The organism is Streptomyces sp. NPDC050263 (assembly GCF_040655955.1).
Taxonomy (GTDB): Bacteria; Actinomycetota; Actinomycetes; order Streptomycetales; family Streptomycetaceae; genus Streptomyces.
In genome coordinates this window covers 1-17230 of the sequence record NZ_JBFAKW010000102.1, presented here as the reverse complement: position 1 = coordinate 17230, position 17230 = coordinate 1, and the positions used below count along the sequence as shown (strand labels likewise).

The 17230-nt window shown below is 72.8% G+C and carries 14 protein-coding genes; 10 read left to right on the top strand and 4 right to left on the bottom strand.

All coding sequences use genetic code 11. The features are described from left to right. The first annotated feature begins 88 nt into the window (after positions 1 to 88). Together AB0J04_RS33640 and AB0J04_RS33635 are read left to right on the top strand one after the other, a co-directional pair. The gene (locus AB0J04_RS33640) at positions 89 to 1873 is read left to right on the top strand and encodes an FAD-binding dehydrogenase (protein WP_363172395.1); all 1785 of its coding nucleotides are present in this window, start codon (positions 89 to 91) and stop codon (positions 1871 to 1873) included. 131 nt (positions 1874 to 2004) lie between these two features. Next, a complete protein-coding gene (locus AB0J04_RS33635) occupies positions 2005 to 5379 on the top strand; it encodes a pyruvate carboxylase (RefSeq protein ID WP_363172394.1) in 3375 nt (1124 codons plus the stop codon). An 18-nt stretch (positions 5380 to 5397) separates the two neighbouring features. Here the strand turns inward: AB0J04_RS33635 and AB0J04_RS33630 are convergent, their stop codons facing one another. Continuing rightward, complete coding sequence (locus AB0J04_RS33630) at positions 5398 to 6369, bottom strand: STM4015 family protein (protein ID WP_363172393.1); 972 nt, start codon at positions 6367 to 6369, stop codon at positions 5398 to 5400. 245 nt (positions 6370 to 6614) lie between these two features. Between AB0J04_RS33630 and AB0J04_RS33625 the strand changes: the two genes are divergently transcribed. Then, positions 6615 to 7763, top strand: a complete 1149-nt coding sequence (locus AB0J04_RS33625) for a M23 family metallopeptidase (RefSeq protein ID WP_363172392.1) — start codon at positions 6615 to 6617, stop codon at positions 7761 to 7763. A gap of 30 nt (positions 7764 to 7793) precedes the next feature. On the opposite strand, the gene AB0J04_RS33620 is transcribed toward AB0J04_RS33625, so the two are convergent. After that, positions 7794 to 8720, bottom strand: coding sequence for a GNAT family N-acetyltransferase (locus AB0J04_RS33620; protein WP_363172391.1), 927 nt, complete (start codon positions 8718 to 8720; stop codon positions 7794 to 7796). Positions 8721 to 8898: 178 nt separating this feature from the next. Between AB0J04_RS33620 and AB0J04_RS33615 the strand changes: the two genes are divergently transcribed. Next, positions 8899 to 9645: an FAD binding domain-containing protein gene (locus AB0J04_RS33615; RefSeq protein WP_363172390.1), complete on the top strand. Its 747-nt coding sequence runs from the start codon at positions 8899 to 8901 to the stop codon at positions 9643 to 9645. Between the two features lie 24 nt (positions 9646 to 9669). Here AB0J04_RS33615 and AB0J04_RS33610 read toward each other — a convergent pair whose 3' ends face one another. Then, entirely contained in the window at positions 9670 to 10725 is a 1056-nt protein-coding gene (locus AB0J04_RS33610; RefSeq protein WP_363172388.1) for a DUF6745 domain-containing protein, read from the bottom strand. 49 nt (positions 10726 to 10774) lie between these two features. Next, positions 10775 to 11101, bottom strand: a complete 327-nt coding sequence (locus tag AB0J04_RS33605; RefSeq protein WP_363172387.1) for a hypothetical protein — start codon at positions 11099 to 11101, stop codon at positions 10775 to 10777. A gap of 168 nt (positions 11102 to 11269) precedes the next feature. Between AB0J04_RS33605 and AB0J04_RS33600 the strand changes: the two genes are divergently transcribed. From AB0J04_RS33600 to AB0J04_RS33575, 6 genes are read left to right on the top strand one after another with little or no spacing between them, the layout of a single operon-like run. Continuing rightward, positions 11270 to 12244 (top strand): STM4015 family protein, encoded by a 975-nt coding sequence (locus tag AB0J04_RS33600; RefSeq protein ID WP_363172386.1) that lies wholly within the window; start codon positions 11270 to 11272, stop codon positions 12242 to 12244. Next, a complete protein-coding gene (locus AB0J04_RS33595) occupies positions 12241 to 13425 on the top strand; it encodes an STM4014 family protein (RefSeq protein ID WP_363172385.1) in 1185 nt (394 codons plus the stop codon). Before AB0J04_RS33600 ends, AB0J04_RS33595 begins: the two co-directional genes overlap by 4 nt. Before the next feature lie 7 nt (positions 13426 to 13432). Continuing rightward, a complete protein-coding gene (locus AB0J04_RS33590; RefSeq protein WP_363172401.1) occupies positions 13433 to 14248 on the top strand; it encodes an STM4013/SEN3800 family hydrolase in 816 nt (271 codons plus the stop codon). Further along, positions 14245 to 15585: an STM4012 family radical SAM protein gene (locus AB0J04_RS33585; RefSeq protein ID WP_363172383.1), complete on the top strand. Its 1341-nt coding sequence runs from the start codon at positions 14245 to 14247 to the stop codon at positions 15583 to 15585. The genes AB0J04_RS33590 and AB0J04_RS33585 overlap by 4 nt, the downstream gene beginning before the upstream one ends. A gap of 10 nt (positions 15586 to 15595) precedes the next feature. Beyond that, positions 15596 to 16483, top strand: coding sequence for an STM4011 family radical SAM protein (locus AB0J04_RS33580; protein ID WP_363172382.1), 888 nt, complete (start codon positions 15596 to 15598; stop codon positions 16481 to 16483). Positions 16484 to 16516: 33 nt separating this feature from the next. Further along, positions 16517 to 17188, top strand: coding sequence for a hypothetical protein (locus tag AB0J04_RS33575; RefSeq protein ID WP_363172380.1), 672 nt, complete (start codon positions 16517 to 16519; stop codon positions 17186 to 17188). The last annotated feature ends 42 nt before the right edge of the window (positions 17189 to 17230 follow it).

Sequence of the window (17230 nt, the reverse complement as noted above, 5' to 3'; positions counted from 1 at the left end):
GCCCAAGCCTTGGTCAAGCATCACCCAGGTGCCGCCCCACGCACTGCCCTTTGCATCGCCTCTTGCAACTTCCCCGGGAGGGCCGCTCATGGACAACCCCGCAGCCGCCGCCATCACCCGCCGCCACGCCCTGACCGTGGCCGGCGGGGTCGTCGCGGGCGCGACCCTCGCGGCCCAGGCCTTCCCGGCCTTCGGCGCCGAGTCGCAGGACGCCGACGCGATCGTCGTCGGCCACGGACTCGCCGGTCTCGTCGCGACCGCCGAGCTCGCCGCCGCCGGCCGCAAGGTGCTGCTCCTCGACCAGGAACCCGAGGCGAGCATCGGCGGCCAGGCGTTCTGGTCCTTCGGCGGCCTGTTCTTCGTCAACTCCGACGAACAGCGGCTCATGGGCGTGAAGGACACCTACGACCTGGCCTGGCAGGACTGGCAGGGCACGGCCGGTTTCGACCGGGGCGTCGACGACCCCAAGGGCCAGGACTACTGGGCGGCCCAGTGGGCCAAGGCCTACGTCGAGTTCGCGTCCGGCGAGAAGCGGTCCTGGCTGGCCGGGCTCGGCGTGCAGTGGTTCCCGATCGTCGGCTGGGCCGAGCGCGGCGGCGGCCTCGCCACGGGCCACGGCAACTCGGTGCCGCGCTTCCACGTCACCTGGGGGACCGGACCGGCCGTGGTCGAGCCGTTCGAGAAGAAGGTGCGGGCCGCCGTCGAGGACAACAAGGTGACCTTCAAGTTCCGCCACCGCGTCGACGAGGTCGTCACCACCGGCGGAGTCGTCACCGGCGTCCGCGGCGCGGTCCTGGAGCCCAGCGGCGTGGCCCGCGGCAAGCCCAGCTCCCGCACGGTCGTCGGCCAGTTCGAACTGCGCGCCCCGGTCGTCGTCGTCACCTCCGGCGGCATCGGCGCCAACCACGACCTCGTACGGCAGAACTGGCCCGCCCGCATGGGCACCCCGCCGAAGTTCATGGTCACCGGCGTCCCCGCGCACGTCGACGGCCGGATGCTCGCCATCACCGAGAAGGCGGGCGGCCGCATCGTCAACCCCGACCGCATGTGGCACTACACCGAGGGCCTGCGCAACTACGACCCGATCTGGCCCGGCCACGGCATCCGCATCCTGCCCGGCCCGTCCTCGATGTGGTTCGACGCCAAGGGCAAGCGGTTCGACACCCCCGACATCCCGGGCTACGACACCCTGCACACCCTCAAGACGATCACCGACTCCGGCTACGACTACTCCTGGTTCGTCACCACCCAGAAGATCATCGCCAAGGAGTTCGCACTCTCCGGGTCCGAACAGAACCCGGACCTCACCAACAAGAACATCTGGCAGCTGCTGTCCCGCATCTGGCAGACCCCGGAGCCGATCGAGAAGTTCAAGAACAAGGGCGCGGACTTCGTCGTCGCCACGACGCTCACCGACCTCGTCGCCGGCATGAACAAGCTGACCGGCGACAACCTGATCCAGCTCGCCGATCTCAAACGGCAGATCGAGGCCCGCGACCGCGAGATCGACAACAGCTACACCAAGGACGTCCAGGTCATGGGCATTCGCAACGCCCTGAACTACACCGGCGACTCGCTCAGCCGCACGGCGTCCATCCACCGGATCCTCGACTCCAGTGCCGGACCGCTGATCGCCGTACGCCTCAACGTCCTCACCCGCAAGACCCTCGGCGGCCTGCAGACCGACCTCTCCGGGAGGGTCCTGAACGCCGCCGGGAACCCCGTGCCCGGTCTGTACGCGGCCGGCGAGGTCGCCGGCTTCGGCGGCGGCGGGGTCCACGGCTACCGCTCCCTGGAAGGCACCTTCCTCGGCGGCTGCCTGTTCTCGGGGCGCCAGGCCGGACGGGCCGCCGCGGCGGCCACGGCCACCTGACTCGGGCGTCGAATGCAGTCGATCACGGTCCGAACGAGCGAGACATGCGGTGAGTGGCCGGACTCACATGGCCAACCCGGTCACTCACCGCCACGATGGGTCCCGTCACCGTCAGGCTGAAGGGGTCCAGGATGTTCCGCAAGGTGCTGGTCGCCAACCGCGGCGAGATCGCGATCCGTGCATTCCGCGCCGGCTATGAGCTGGGCGCGCGCACGGTCGCCGTCTTCCCGCACGAGGACCGCAACTCGCTGCACCGGCAGAAAGCCGACGAGGCCTACGAGATCGGCGAACCCGGGCACCCCGTGCGCGCCTACCTCTCCGTGGAGGAGATCGTCGGCGCCGCCCGGCGAGCGGGTGCCGACGCCGTCTACCCGGGCTACGGGTTCCTCTCCGAGAACCCCGAACTCGCGCGCGCGTGCGAGGAGGCGGGCATCACGTTCGTCGGGCCCGACGCCCGCACCCTCGAACTGACCGGCAACAAGGCGAGCGCGGTGGCCGCGGCCCGCGCCGCGGGCGTGCCCGTGCTCGGCTCGTCCGCCCCCTCCAACGACGTCGACGAACTCGTCCGGGCCGCCGAGGAGATCGGCTTCCCCGTGTTCGTGAAGGCGGTCGCCGGCGGCGGCGGGCGCGGCATGCGCCGCGTCGGGGACCCGGCCACCCTGCGCGAGTCCATCGAGGCGGCGTCCCGCGAGGCCGCGTCCGCCTTCGGCGACCCCACCGTCTTCCTGGAGAAGGCCGTCGTCGACCCCCGCCACATCGAGGTGCAGATCCTCGCCGACGGCGCGGGCGACGTCATCCACCTCTTCGAGCGGGACTGCTCGGTCCAGCGCCGGCACCAGAAGGTGATCGAGCTGGCCCCCGCGCCCAACCTCGACCCCGAGCTGCGGGACCGCATCTGCGCCGACGCCGTCCGCTTCGCCCGCGAGATCGGCTACCGCAACGCCGGCACCGTCGAGTTCCTCCTCGACCCCGAAGGCAACCACGTCTTCATCGAGATGAACCCGCGCATCCAGGTCGAGCACACGGTGACCGAGGAGGTCACCGACGTCGACCTGGTCCAGGCCCAGCTGCGCATCGCCGCCGGCGAGACCCTCGCCGACCTCGGCCTCTCCCAGGAGACGGTACAACTGCACGGCGCCGCCCTCCAGTGCCGGATCACCACCGAGGACCCCGCCAACGGCTTCCGCCCGGACACCGGCCGCATCAGCGCCTACCGCTCGCCCGGCGGCTCCGGCATCCGCCTCGACGGCGGCACCACCCACGCCGGTACCGAGATCAGCGCGCACTTCGACTCGATGCTGGTCAAGCTCACCTGCCGGGGCCGCGACTTCCAGACGGCGATCGGCCGCGCCCGGCGCGCCGTGGCCGAGTTCCGCATCCGCGGCGTGGCCACCAACATCCCGTTCCTCCAGGCCGTCCTCGACGACGCCGACTTCCAGGCCGGACGCGTCACCACGTCCTTCATCGAACAACGGCCGCACCTGCTCACCGCCCGCACCTCCGCCGACCGCGGCACCAAGCTGCTGACCTACCTCGCCGACGTCACCGTCAACAAGCCGCACGGCGAGCGGCCCGAGCTGATCGACCCGACCACCAAGCTGCCGCCGCTGCCCGCCGGCGAGCCGCCCGCGGGCTCCCGGCAGCGGCTGGTCCACCTCGGCCCCGAGGGCTTCGCCCGCTGGCTGCGCGAGTCGCCCACCATCGGCGTCACAGACACCACCTTCCGCGACGCCCACCAGTCCCTGCTCGCCACCCGGGTCCGCACCAAGGACCTGCTGGCCTCCGCCCCGCTGGTCGCCCGCACCCTGCCGGGCCTGCTCTCCCTGGAGTGCTGGGGCGGCGCCACCTACGACGTCGCCCTGCGCTTCCTCGCCGAGGACCCCTGGGAGCGGCTGGCGGCCCTGCGGGAGGCCGTCCCCAACATCTGCCTCCAGATGCTGCTGCGCGGCCGCAACACCGTCGGCTACACCCCGTACCCGACCGAGGTCACCGACGCTTTCGTGCAGGAGGCCGCCGCCACCGGCATCGACGTCTTCCGCATCTTCGACGCGCTCAACGACGTCGGCCAGATGCGGCCCGCCATCGACGCCGTACGCGAGACCGGGACGGCCGTCGCCGAGGTCGCCCTCTGCTACACCTCCGACCTGTCCGACCCGAACGAGCGCCTCTACACCCTCGACTACTACCTGCGGCTGGCCGAGCAGATCGTCGAGGCGGGCGCCCACGTCCTGGCCGTCAAGGACATGGCCGGCCTGCTGCGCGCCCCGGCCGCCGCAAAGCTCGTGTCCGCGCTGCGCCGCGAGTTCGAACTGCCCGTGCACCTGCACACCCACGACACGGCGGGCGGTCAGCTCGCCACCTACCTGGCCGCGATCCAGGCCGGCGCGGACGCGGTGGACGGCGCGGTCGCCTCCATGGCGGGCACGACCTCGCAGCCCTCCCTGTCGGCGATCGTCGCCGCGACCGACCACTCCGAGCGGCCCACCGGCCTCGACCTCCAGGCCGTCGGCGACCTGGAGCCCTACTGGGAGGGCGTCCGCCGGATCTACGCCCCCTTCGAGGCCGGCCTCGCCTCCCCGACCGGGCGCGTCTACCACCACGAGATCCCCGGCGGGCAGCTCTCCAACCTGCGCACCCAGGCCGTCGCGCTCGGCCTCGGCGACCGCTTCGAGGACATCGAGGCGATGTACGCCGCCGCCGACCGCATCCTCGGCCACCTCGTCAAGGTCACCCCCTCGTCCAAGGTGGTCGGCGACCTCGCCCTGCACCTCGTCGGCGCCGGGGTGTCCCCGCAGGACTTCGAGGCGACCCCCGACCGCTACGACATCCCCGACTCCGTCATCGGCTTCCTGCGCGGCGAGCTCGGCACCCCGCCCGGCGGCTGGCCCGAGCCGTTCCGCAGCAAGGCCCTCCAGGGCCGCGCCGCGGCCAAGCCCGTGCCGGACCTGACCACCGAGGACCGCGAGGGACTGGAGAAGACCCGCCGCAGCACCCTCAACCGGCTGCTTTTCCCCGGCCCGACGCGCGACTTCGAGACCCACCGCCAGGCCTTCGGCGACACCAGCGTCCTCGACAGCAAGGACTTCTTCTACGGCCTGCGCCCGGGCAAGGAGTACGCCGTCGACCTCGACCCGGGCGTGCGGCTGCTGATCGAGCTCCAGGCCGTCGGCGAGGCCGACGAACGCGGCATGCGCACCGTCATGTCGTCCCTGAACGGCCAACTGCGGCCCATCCAGGTCCGCGACAAGGCGGCGGCCTCCGACGTCCCGGTCACCGAGAAGGCCGACCGCGCCAACCCCGCGCATGTCGCGGCGCCGTTCGCGGGCGTCGTCACGCTGGCGGTCGCCGAGGGCGACGCGGTGGAGGCCGGCGCGACGGTCGCCACCATCGAGGCCATGAAGATGGAGGCCACGATCACCGCCCCGAACGCCGGCACGGTGTCGCGGCTGGCCATCAACCGGATCCAGCAGGTGGAGGGCGGCGACCTGCTCGTCGTCGTGGGGTGAGACCGCGGTCGCCGGCGGTCACTCCCCGGCGACCACGTACCGCTCGCCGTCCTCCTCGACCTCCTGCTCGGAGAGGTCGACCTGCACCCCGTGGGGCTCCAGGGCCTGCCGCACCCGCTCCATCATGGCGTCCGACAGGAAGTGGTGCGACAGGTCCAGCTCCTTGAGGTGGAGCAGGGGCTGACCGCTCAGCAGGGCCTCGGCGCCGGCGTCGCCGAGGGCCCCGCGGCCCAGGTGCAGGGCCGTGAGCTGAGCGACGACCGGCGCGGAGGCGACGGCCGCGGCTATCTCGTCCTGGATGTCTGCGTTCTGCAGACCCAGCCGGCGCAGCGCGGGGAACCGGGAGCCGTCGAGGATCGGAGCGAGGTCGGCCACGGTCGTGGTGCGGCCGTACCACTCCTCGCCCAGCCAGATGTCCAGGTGCTCCAGCGCGGGCAGCTCGGAGGCGGCGAGCCCCTGCACCACGTGGGAGGGCAGCCCGCCGTTCTCGAAGCGCAGGATGCGCAGCCCGTCATGACGCAGGGGCTTGAACTCGAGCCCCGTGCCGTCGCTGAAGCCGTTGCCCGAACCGCGCACGCCGAGTTCCTCCAGCCTCGGGAACGGGGCCAGGAACTGGCTGACGTCGTCCTGGACGATCCAGGAGAGCTCGGACTCCTCGAAATCGAGATCGGCGAGGTAGAGCGCCCGAAGACCGGTGAGCCGGTCCGCCGCAGCGGCGAGCAGTTCGGCGGTCTCGCGCGGGTCGGCGTAGTCGTTCTCGGTGCCGTAGGCCCCGGCCCCGAGGACCAGGGCCCGCACGCCCGCCGGGTCCACGGTCTCCAGGAAACGGTCCCAGCACGAGGCGTAGTCGTCCTCCTCCCCGTTCCCCTCGTGCCAGGAGATCTTCCAGGCGACGGAATCCGCCGCCGGCAGGTCCGCGGGGCTTGTGTCGGGCAGCGGGAAGTCGTAGACCGGCAGACCGTGCAGTTCCGATATGTGACTCAGGGTCAAGGCAGGAGCCTTTCGTGCGGTACGGCGGCCGGCGACAAGCGATCCGGCCCGTGCGCCGCCTGTTCTATCAAGCCCCTCCGACAGGCCGGGTCCCCTGACGGACCGCCGACGGTCAGGTCTGCCCTCGCGGACAGGGGGTCTGCCCCTGCGTCCGGTGACGTGCGCCGGGCGGCGGACTAACGTCCGGCCGTGAACAACAGCACTTTCCCGGCACGGCTCGTGACGGACCGTCCGGAGTTCTCCGCGTGAGCGACGAGCCCGCCGTCGACACCCGCACGGCCCACGAACCGGAGACCGCGCCCCCGCCGCCGCACCCTGCCGCGCCCCAGCCTTCCGCCCCGCCCCCGCGTCGACGCGGGCCGGGCGCCTTCACCCTGATGGTGCTGCCGGGCCTGCTGACGCTGTCGGTGGTGGCCGGATTCCTCGCCCTCACCGGCGGTCTCCCCACGGACTGGGTGCAGGACGAAGGCCCGCAGCAGTCCACCGCGAACGGCGTCGACGAGACTTACGGGCCCTGGCTGCGCAAGGCGGCCGAAGCCTGCACGGTCGTCACCCCGTCCCTCCTCGCCGCGCAGATCGACCAGCTCTCCGGATGGGACAACGGCGGCGCCACGGCCACCGGCGCCGCCGCTGCCTCCCGGCAACAGGGCATCGCCGCCTATACGGACGCCGAATGGCGGACCTGGGGCAAGGACGACGACGGCAACGGCAGCTCCTCGCCGCTCGATCAGGCCGACGCGATCATGGCCCTGGGCCGGCAGGACTGCTCCCTCGCCGAGAAGATCACCGATCTGCGGACCGACGGGACTGTCTCCGGCGAACTCGTGGACCTGACCCTCGCCGCGTACGCGGTCGGCACGGACGCGGTCGCCGAGGCCGGCAAGGTGCCGACCGCGGCACAGACCTACCTCACCGAGGTGAAGGCCCTGTTCGCGCGGTACGAGGCGTTCGACCGCGACGACTCCGCCGGCGGCCCGCTCGCGAACGCGATCCTGGCCGCGCCCGTCACCACCCTCACCGTCACCTCCCCGTACGGTTCGCGCCAGCACCCCCTCACGGGAGTGACCAAGCTGCACACCGGCGTGGACTTCGGCGCGCCCCAGGGCGCCCAGGTCTCGTCGGCGCGCGACGGCACGGTCGTGTTCGCGGCCATGACGAGGGCGTACGGCAACCGCATCGTCGTCGACCACGGCGCCATCGACGGCAAACGCCTGCAGACGACGTACAGCCATCTGTCGGCCATGGAGGTCGCCGTCGGACAGACCGTGCGGACCGGAACCCCGATCGGACGCGTCGGCTCCACCGGCCTGTCCACCGGCCCGCACCTCCACTTCGAGGTGATCTACGACGGCTACTACGCCGACCCGCAGCCCTGGCTGGCCTCGAACGGCTGAGAGCGGGGCGGGCGGAGGGGCGGGGGCGGTTCAGCGCAGGACCGCCTCCCAGGTGTCCACGGCGAAGTGGACGGTCATCCCGCTCCGCGCGTACAGCTGTGGAGCCCCGGTGGTGTTGGAGGTGTCCACGCCCAGCCCCACCGTGTCCCGCCCCCGTGCGGCGAACGCGGCGAAGGCATGCCGCAGCAGCAGCCCGGCGAGGCCGCGGCCCCGGGCCTCGCGCAGGACGCCGATGCTGCGGATCCACCCCATGGCCTCCCGGTCGTTGCGGGCCAGCAGGAACCCGGCGTCCCCGAGATCGTCCGCGGTGACGATCCACACCAGCGACCAGTCCAGCCCCTCGGCGTCCATGTCGTGCAGCCACTGCCGGTAGGCGCGGGGCTGGAAGTCGAAGTGCTCCGCGAAAGCGGCCTGATAGAGCTCGTGGACGCGGACCCGGTCCGCCTCGGTGGCGCAGGGCCGCAGCCGCACCCCCGCGGGCGGCCGCGGCGCGCGGTCGGCCGCCGCGTCCACCGCGCGGCGCAGCACGTGATAGCGGCGGACCACGGACCAGCCGCGCTTGTCCAGCAGAGCGGTGTCGAGCGTCGGCCGCACGTTCAGATGCAGATGCACCACCGCGCGCTCGGCGCCGTTCTCCCGTGCCTTGCGCAGCGCCCTGGCCTCCATCGCCTCCAGGACGAGCTTCCCGGCCTCCTGGTGAGCGGGCAGCACATAGTGGTCGACGTCGATGCGCTCGCCCGCCGAGTCGTCCCACAGCAGCCCGTAGACCACCAGTCGGTCCCCGTCGAAGGCGAGCCACGAGTCCTGTTCGAGATCGGTCTCGGGGTTCTTCAGATCCGCTTCGACGGTGTGCAGGTCCGTCTCGGGACGGCCGATCTCGAGCACGTCGATCTGGTTGAGCAGGTCGGTGACGGCGGGCGCGTCGGCAAGCGTGGCGGGACGCAAGAGGTAGGGCATGAAGCCCAGGATCCGGGCGGACGGAACCGGCCGCAACGCAATTCGACGTTGCGTGAGATGCAGCCGTGAGCCCGGTATGCGCCCCCGTACGCCTGGGCAGAATCCGTTCTGCCATTGATCATGCGGGTGAGTGACACGCTCCTCCCCACGAACTCTCCGGGAAGGCAGGTTGGTTGTCGTGCAGTTGCGTCTTCCCTCCTCCATAGCCGAAGCACAACGGTGTCTGGCCGAGGGGGCGGTACCGATAGGCGGCGCGACGCTGGTGTGGGCCGGCTGGCAGCGGGACGGCTTCCCCGAGCAGGCCGTCTCGCTGCGCAACCTGCCGGAGGCGGGCGTGGTCGGCCCCGAGGAACTCGGGGGCGCCGTGCTGCTGCACCGCGTCGACGCGACCGTGCCCGAGGTACTGCACCGGGCGGCCTCCGGCGTGGGCACGGGCGCGGTGCGCCGGGCGGCCACGGTCGGCGGCAACATCGTCGGCAGCACCCTGCGCTGTCTGCTCCCGGCGGCGCTCGTGCTGGACGCCCGGGCGACCGTCCTGGATCCCGACGGCGTCTACGACACCGACCTGAGCGAGCTGCTGGCGAAGCGTCATGTGCTGGTCGCGCTGCGCTGGCGCACGCCCCTGGCCAGCGGCTACCGCAAGGTCGAGGGCGCGGCGGGCGGCCCGCCGCCGCTGGTCGTCGCCGCCGCGGTGCACGCCGAGGGCCCCGCCTCCGGCGCGCCGGACGCTCCCGCCCGGCTGCGCGTGGCCGTGCGCGACGGCTACGAGGTGCTCAGCGAGAGCACGCCCTACGACGCCGACGCCGGAGCCGAACAGGTCCTCGACGCCCTGGCGGGCACGGACCTGGCCGGTCTGCCCGCGACGGCCCGGGACGCGGTCCGCGCCGAGGTCACCGACGTACTGGCCCGCGCCGCGGCGGCCTGAGGCCCGCCCGGGGAACTCACCGGCTCACGTCTCCCGCACGGGCGCGTACACGTCGGGGTGGAGCCCGAACGTCCAGGCGACGCCCTCTCTCGCCGTCCGGGTCGCCGGCGGTACCCGCAGCCAGTACGTGCGATGGGTCCCGTCCGGCTCCGGTGTGGAGTTGAGGACCTCCACCATGACGACCGGCTCGTCGTCCGAAAGGTCGATCCGCCACAGCGTGCCCGTCTCGTCACGGTGGACGTGACGTGCGCCGGAGTCCGCCAGATAGCGGTCGTAGCCGTAGTACTCGAGCATGACCCGGCGCAGTTCGGCGTTCGCCTCGGACCGGATCCGTTCCGGTGCGAGCGTCGGCAGCTCCGCGAGGAAGTCGGCCGGCACCGGCATCCCGCGCCACGCGTACAGCGCGAAGCCGTCCGGGTAGGCGAGCGCCGGGCCGTCGCCGCTGTCGAGCCGGCCCGCCTCGTCGCGGTGCAGGGCCACCGGCCGCTCGCACACCACCGCCACCCGGGCGAACGGCCACCACCAGCCCGCGTTGCGGCCGACCGCGGCCAGCCCGTCGAGCGGGCCGCCCTCGGTCGGGAACGCGGCGAGCCACGGAGCGTCGTGCTGTCCCAGCACCGCGTCCAGCAGGGTCATCCGGACCTTCGTGGCCTCCTTCCCGGTGTCCGCGCCGGCCAGGTCCTCCAGCAGCCCGGCGCGGATCCGGTCCACCAGCGCCTGCGTCGAGTCCCACAGCCGCCCGCCGGTCGCCGCCCAGTGCGCAGCCCAGCCCTCGGCCCCCAACTCCGCGTGCAGGCGCTCCCGTTCACGCGCCCAGGGCACGCTGCGCACCGCCTCCCGCACACTCGGGCCCCGGTCCGCCGACTCCCCGACCAGCGTGACGGCCTCGCGCGGGGAACCGGCCCAGACCACCCGCTCCGGCTCGGCCAGACCGGCCCGCCGATAGGCCAGGCGCACCCCCTCCTCGGCCGCCGCCCGGTCGGCGGGACCGGTCGCCGCGGCACACGCCCGCCAGCCGCGCAGCGCGTCGTGGGCGCCGCCCCCGGCGCTCTGCGTCATGTCGATGTCCGTAGTCGTCATCTGCCCCTCCACCACTGTCCGTTCCCCCCCTGAACCACCCTGAGCCGAGTCAGTCCGCCACGATCCGCACGGACCCCGGCACGTACTCCCGCTGCCGGATCACCCGGTACCAGCCCTTCGGAAGGGCTATCGCCGCGTGCTCCTCGTGGACCACCCGGCCGCCCTGCGGCAGCCGCAACAGCAGCGGGCCGAACGGACCCGGCTCGCGCACCAGATCGCCCGGTCCCACCACCGCGTGGGCGTGCCCGGTGACCTCGCCCAGTGCCAGCACCAGCCGGCCCCGCCCGTCCCGCGCCTGACTCGGCGCCCGCTCGACATGCGGCGGCAACGCCTCCCGCGCCACGGGCACGATCAGCACGTCTCCCTGCCGGTACATGGCTCTCCCCTCACCGCCGGGCGCACCGTGCACCGGCCTCATGACCACGACCGTACGGGCCGCCACTGACAACGCCCCGAACCCCGGCCCCGCCGCCCCCCGTTGTCAGTGCCGGTTGGTAGAACTGCGGGAACAGGGATCGCGCCACTTCCGCACTGGAGCAGCCGCATGACCATCCACAGCCACCTCGACGCGTTGTACGGGCTGCCGGCCCATGTCTTCCCGGGCCCCGGCGAGCGGACCGACGGCCTGCCCGACCCGGAGTCCGTCGCCTGGCGGATCACCAACGATCCGTACCACCGCGACGAGTCCTGGAGAGCCGCCTTCGACCGCTTCCGCGCCGCTGTCGACACCACCCGCGTCAGGGCTCTGATCGTCGGGGCCTGGGAGGGGGCGTCCGACGGATCCCCCTCCGAGATACTGAAGGAACTCATCGAGGCCCACGACCGCTTCCCCGCCCTGCGCGCCCTGTTCTTCGGCGACCTGGTGATGGAGGAGAGCGAGATCTCCTGGATCCGCCAGGGCGATGTCACCCCGCTGCTGACCGCCTACCCCGGCCTGGAGGAGTTCGGCGTCCGCGGCGGCTCCGGCCTCGAGTTCCCCGCGGTGAGCCACGGCTCGCTGCGCAAGCTCGTCGTGCAGACCGGCGGTCTGCCCGCCGCGGTCGTGCGCGGCATCGGCGGCAGCGACCTGCCCGCCCTGGAACACCTCGACCTGTGGCTCGGCACCCCGGAGTACGGCGGCGACAGCGAGGTGACCGACCTGGAGCCGTTCCTGACCGGAGCCCGGCTGCCGAGGCTGCGCCATCTGGCCCTGCGCAACAGCGAGATACAGGACGACATCGCCGTTGCCGTGGCCTCCGCCCCGGTCGTCGCGCGGCTGGAGGTGCTGGACCTCTCCATGGGGATTCTGACCGACGAGGGGGCCGTGGCCCTGCTCGGCGGCCAGCCGCTCACCCATCTCAAGAAGCTCGACCTGCACTACCACTACATGACCGACGAACTGGTGGAACGGATCCGGCAGACCGTCGAGGCCGCGGGCGTCGAGGTGGACCTCCACGACGGTGGCGCCGAAGAGGAGGAGGACGAGGACGACGATGACGAGGACGGCACGGTGTGGCGCTACGTCGCCGTGAGCGAGTGAGCACCGCGACCGTGACCGGGGTGCGTTTCGCCGTGGTCGGCAACCCCGAGAACCGGCGGGTCGCCCTCTTCCGCGACGCGGTGCGCGCGGCCGGCCTGCCCGACCCGCGCCTCGTCCCCTGGACGACCGTGCTGCGCGACGCAGGAGCCGACTTCGCCGCCGACGAACTCGTCCGGATCGACTCGCCCGGTGAGAACACCGAGGTGGACCGACTGCTGCGGGGCCCCGGCGACCCGACCCGGGTCGAGGGCTCGGCCCGCTGGTACGCCGGCTTCACCGCGGCGGTGTCCGGTCTGCGCGGCGGCGTCCGCCTCGACGACCCCGGCGAGCTCGCGGTGCTGTTCGACAAGCGCAAGTGCCACGCCGTCCTCGACGCGGCGGGCGTTCCCGTCCCCGTCTCGCCGACCTCGGGCCCGGCGGGCGCGCGGGTGCGCGGCTGGGACGACGTGCGCGCGCTGATGCGCGAGCACGGCATGCACCGGCTGTTCGTGAAGCCCGCGCACGGGTCGTCCGCCTCGGGCGTCCTCGCCGTCGAGGCCGGCGGCGGCCGGATCAGGGTCACCACCTCCGTGGAACTCGCCCCGGACGGCTGCCTCTACAACTCCCTCAAGGTGCGCCGCTACGAGAGCGAGGCCGACGTCGCCGCCATCGTCGACGCGCTCGCCCCGGACGGACTGCACCTCGAACGCTGGCTGCCGAAGGCCTCCCAGGAGGGTCGGGCCGCCGACCTGCGGGTCGTCGTCGTGGCCGGCCGGGCCACCCACGCCGTCGTCCGCACCAGCCGCTCACCCATGACCAACCTCCACCTCGGCGGCCGTCGCGGCGACCTCGACGACGTCCGGCGGTCCTTCGAGACGGCCGGCGTCCGCTGGGCCGACGTGCTCGGCGTGTGCGAGCGGGCCGCCGCCTGCTTCCCGCGCACCCTGTGCGTCGGCGTCGACCTGCTGCCGGCCGTCGGCTGGCGCAGAGTCGCGATCGGCGAGGTCAACGCCTTCGGCGACCTGCTGCCCCGGCTCACCGGCCTGCCCGACAGCGGCGCGGAGGGCCTCGACACGTACGCCGCCCAGGTGGCAGCCGTCCTCCGCGACTTCACCCGGCACACAGGCCGGTACAGAACAGGAACAGCCCATGCCGGAACGCCCCGTGCCGGAACGCCCCGTGCCGGAACAGCCCATGCCTGAGCCGGACATGAACGAGGTGGTGGGCAGCGACGACCTCCTCCTCGTCACCCTCGACACCCTGCGGTACGACGTCGCCGTCGAGCTGGCGGCGGCCGGCCGCATCCCGAACCTGGCCCGTCACCTCCCCGGCGGCCGCTGGGAGAAGCGGCACGCCCCGGGCAGCTTCACCTACGCCTCGCACCAGGCGATCTTCGCCGGCTTCCTGCCGACCCCGGCCGCCCCCGGACCGCACCCCCGGCTGTTCGCGGCGAGCTTCGCGGGCAGTGAGACCACCGCCGGGGGAACGTATGTCTACGACACCCCCGACCTCGTCTCCGGCCTCGCCGAGGACGGCTACCACACCGTCTGCGTCGGGGGAGTGGGCTTCTTCAACAAGCAGGGCCCGCTGGGTTCGGTGCTGCCCGGCCTGTTCCACGAGTCCCACTGGACACCGGAGTTCGGCGTCACCTCACCAGCCTCCTTCGAGAACCAGATCGCCCACGCCGAACAGGTCGTGGCCCGACTCCCAGCCGACCAACGGCTGTTCCTCTTCGTCAACGTCTCCGCGCTGCATCAGCCGAACTGGTTCCATCTGCCCGGCGCGACCCGCGAGGCCGGAGACACCCGCGCCACCCACGCCGCGGCCCTGGAGTACGTGGACCGGCACATCGGGCGGCTGTTCGCCGCCGCGAGCAGCAGACGCCGCTGCCTCGCGATCGTCTGCTCCGACCACGGCACCGCCTACGGCGACGACGGCTACACCGGCCACCGCCTCGGCCACGAGTCCGTGTGGACCGTGCCGTACGCCCACTTCTTCCTCGACCCCGCCGAGGCCGCCGTATGACCACCGCCCAGCTCGCCAGCCCCTACCAGCACTACGTCTACGCCTACCCCCACAAGACGGCATACCGCGCACTCGAAGAGCGGCCCCTGCTGCGGGACCTGTGGGCGGCCGAGCCCAAGGACGCGCTCTCCCTCTATCTGCACATACCGTTCTGCGAGGTCCGCTGCGGCTTCTGCAACCTCTTCACCCGCATCGGCGCCCCCGACGGCCTGACCGGCGCCTACCTGGACGCACTGGAACGCCAGGCCACCGCCGTACGGGAAGCGCTGGGAGCCACCGGCGACGTCCGGTTCGCCACGGCGGCCTTCGGCGGCGGCACCCCCACCTTCCTCACCGCCGCCGAGCTGGACCGCCTCTGCGACCTCGCCGAGCACCGGATGGGCGCCGACCTGCGCGCGGTCCCGCTGTCCGTCGAGGCCTCGCCCGCCACGGCCACCGCCGACCGCCTCGCCGTACTGGCCGACCGGGGCGCGACCCGGCTGAGCCTGGGCGTGCAGAGCTTCGTCGACTCCGAGGCCCGCGCAGCCGTCCGCCCGCAGCGCCGCGCAGATGTCGAGGCGGCCCTCACCCGCACACGCGACGCCCGCATCCCGGTCCTCAACATCGACCTGATCTACGGCATCGACGGCCAGACCGAGCAGACCTGGCGCCACTCCCTGGACGCGGCCCTGGCCTGGCGCCCCGAGGAGCTCTACCTCTACCCCCTCTACGTCCGCCCCCTCACCGGCCTCGACCGGCGGCGGACGGGCCCCGACCGGGCCTGGGACGAACAGCGGCTGCGCCTGTACCGGGCGGGCCGCGACCACCTCCTCGCCCACGGCTACACCCAGCAGTCCATGCGCATGTTCCGCCGTACGGACGCCCCGCCGCAGGGCGCCGACGACTACGCCTGCCAGACCGACGGCATGATCGGCCTCGGTTGCGGCGCCCGCTCCTACACGGCCGGCCTGCACTATTCCTTCGACTACGCCGTCGACATGCACCAGATCCGAGGCATCATCGACGACTACGTCGCCGGCGACGCCTCCGACTTCGCCCACGCGCAGGTCGGCTACGCCATGGACGCCCACGAGGCACGCCGCCGACACCTCCTGCAGTCGCTGCTCCAGGCCGAGGGCCTGCGCCTCGACGACTACCGCGCCCGCTTCCCCGGCAGCGCGCCCGCCGACGACTTCGGCCCCGAACTCGAACGCATCGCCGACCGCGGCTGGCTGACCGACGCCGACCCGACGACCCTCCGGCTCACCCCCGAGGGCCTCGCCCACTCCGACGCCATCGGCCCCGAGCTGTTCTCTCCGGCCGTACGGGACGCCATGGCCGCCTACGAGCGGAAGTGACCCGGCCGTCATGGACCTGACCCTCCTCTACCGCGGCCCCCTCGCCTCCTGCGACTACGACTGCCCCTACTGCCCGTTCGCCAAGCGACGCGACTCGACGGCCCAGCTCCGCGCCGACCGCGCCGCCCTGGAGCGCTTCGCCGACTGGGCCGCCGCCCGGACCGACGACCGGCTCTCCCTCCTCTTCACCCCCTGGGGCGAGGGCCTGGTCCGCTCCTGGTACCGGCGCACCCTCGCCGACCTCTCCCGCCTCCCGCACATCCGCCGGGTCGCCATCCAGACCAACCTCAGCTGCCGCACCGACTGGCTGGCCGAGGCGGACCCCGACACCCTCGCCCTGTGGTGCACGTACCACCCGGGCCAGACGCCCTACGACCGATTCCTCGCCAAGTGCCGTGACCTGACGGACCGGGGCATCCGCTTCAGCGTCGGCATCGTCGGCCTCGCCGAGCACCTCGACGCGGCCCGCCGCCTCCGCGCGGACCTGCCCGAACACGTCTACCTGTGGATCAACGCGGCCGAGGGGCACACCTACAGCGACGCGGAGGCCGACCTCTGGACCGCCCTCGACCCGCTCTTCCCGTACAGCCGCCGTCCGCACACCAGCGCCGGACTGCCCTGCCGGACCGGCGAGTCGGTCGTCTCGGTCGACGGCGAGGGCACGGTCCGCCGCTGCCACTTCGTCCGCGCCGAACTGGGCAACCTCTACGACGGCTCCTACCGCGCGGCCCTGCGCCCCCGCCCCTGCCCGCTCGCCGTCTGCGACTGCCACATCGGCTACGTCCACCTGGAGACGCTGCCGCTGTACGACGTCTTCGCGGGCGGGGTTCTGGAACGTATACCGGGCCCCGCACACCTGAAGACGGGCGGCCCGGCGCCGGTCATACTTCCCGGATGACCGGCGGGGGCGCGGGCGGGGGACGGGGGCGCGATGTGGCGGTGGGTGTTCCTGGGGTGTGCGGCGGCCGCCACGCTGCTGATCCTCCGGATCCAGCTGGACCGGTGGCTCCGGGCCCGGCGCATGGGGTTCGACCCGAGCCGGTACGCCACGGAAGAGCCGTCCGAGCTGACGATGCGCGAGCCGTTCACGCGGGCCGACCTGTTCCGGCAGTCGGTCGCGGTCCGCTGGGTCGGGATTCCGCTGGCCGCCGGGAACCTGGCACTGTTCGCATCCTTCGCGTTGGCCGGGATGAGCTGGATCACCTACCCGCTGTGGGGTCTGGCGGCGCTCCTCCTGGCTCCCGTGCGCCGGACGCTGAACCTCAAGGCGTTCTCGGTGATCGCGAACAGCCTGGTCTACGATCCGCGTCCTCCCGCCCACCGGGACGGCACCGCGGTGGTCGGGCGGCCGCTGGGGCGGCTCGTCCTGACCTGGTACCGGCACGAGTACACCGGACACGACCTGTTCTTCGTATACGGCGTGAAGTACTTCACCGCCGTGGGTCACCTGCTCTGCTGGCCCTTGACCCTGCTCGTCGTTCAGACCGTCCACGTCATGACCTGCCGACTGCCCTGGGACGCGCTGGGACACCAGAGCGACTTCGGCGAGGGCCCGGGCCGCCGTCTGCGTTCCGCCACGGACCAGGGCGAACTGCCCGGGTGACCGCCGACGCGAGTGGCCCGCCGCGCGAGGGATCGCGCGGCG

Coding starts and splice junctions, on each gene's coding strand:
- AB0J04_RS33640 (WP_363172395.1), top strand. CDS start 89: ATGGACAACCCCGCAGCCGCCGCCATCACCCGCCGCCACGCCCTGACC.
- AB0J04_RS33635 (WP_363172394.1), top strand. CDS start 2,005: ATGTTCCGCAAGGTGCTGGTCGCCAACCGCGGCGAGATCGCGATCCGT.
- AB0J04_RS33620 (WP_363172391.1), bottom strand. CDS start 8,720: ATGCCCTACCTCTTGCGTCCCGCCACGCTTGCCGACGCGCCCGCCGTC.
- AB0J04_RS33610 (WP_363172388.1), bottom strand. CDS start 10,725: ATGACGACTACGGACATCGACATGACGCAGAGCGCCGGGGGCGGCGCC.
- AB0J04_RS33605 (WP_363172387.1), bottom strand. CDS start 11,101: ATGTACCGGCAGGGAGACGTGCTGATCGTGCCCGTGGCGCGGGAGGCG.
- AB0J04_RS33600 (WP_363172386.1), top strand. CDS start 11,270: ATGACCATCCACAGCCACCTCGACGCGTTGTACGGGCTGCCGGCCCAT.
- AB0J04_RS33590 (WP_363172401.1), top strand. CDS start 13,433: ATGAACGAGGTGGTGGGCAGCGACGACCTCCTCCTCGTCACCCTCGAC.
- AB0J04_RS33585 (WP_363172383.1), top strand. CDS start 14,245: ATGACCACCGCCCAGCTCGCCAGCCCCTACCAGCACTACGTCTACGCC.
- AB0J04_RS33580 (WP_363172382.1), top strand. CDS start 15,596: ATGGACCTGACCCTCCTCTACCGCGGCCCCCTCGCCTCCTGCGACTAC.
- AB0J04_RS33575 (WP_363172380.1), top strand. CDS start 16,517: ATGTGGCGGTGGGTGTTCCTGGGGTGTGCGGCGGCCGCCACGCTGCTG.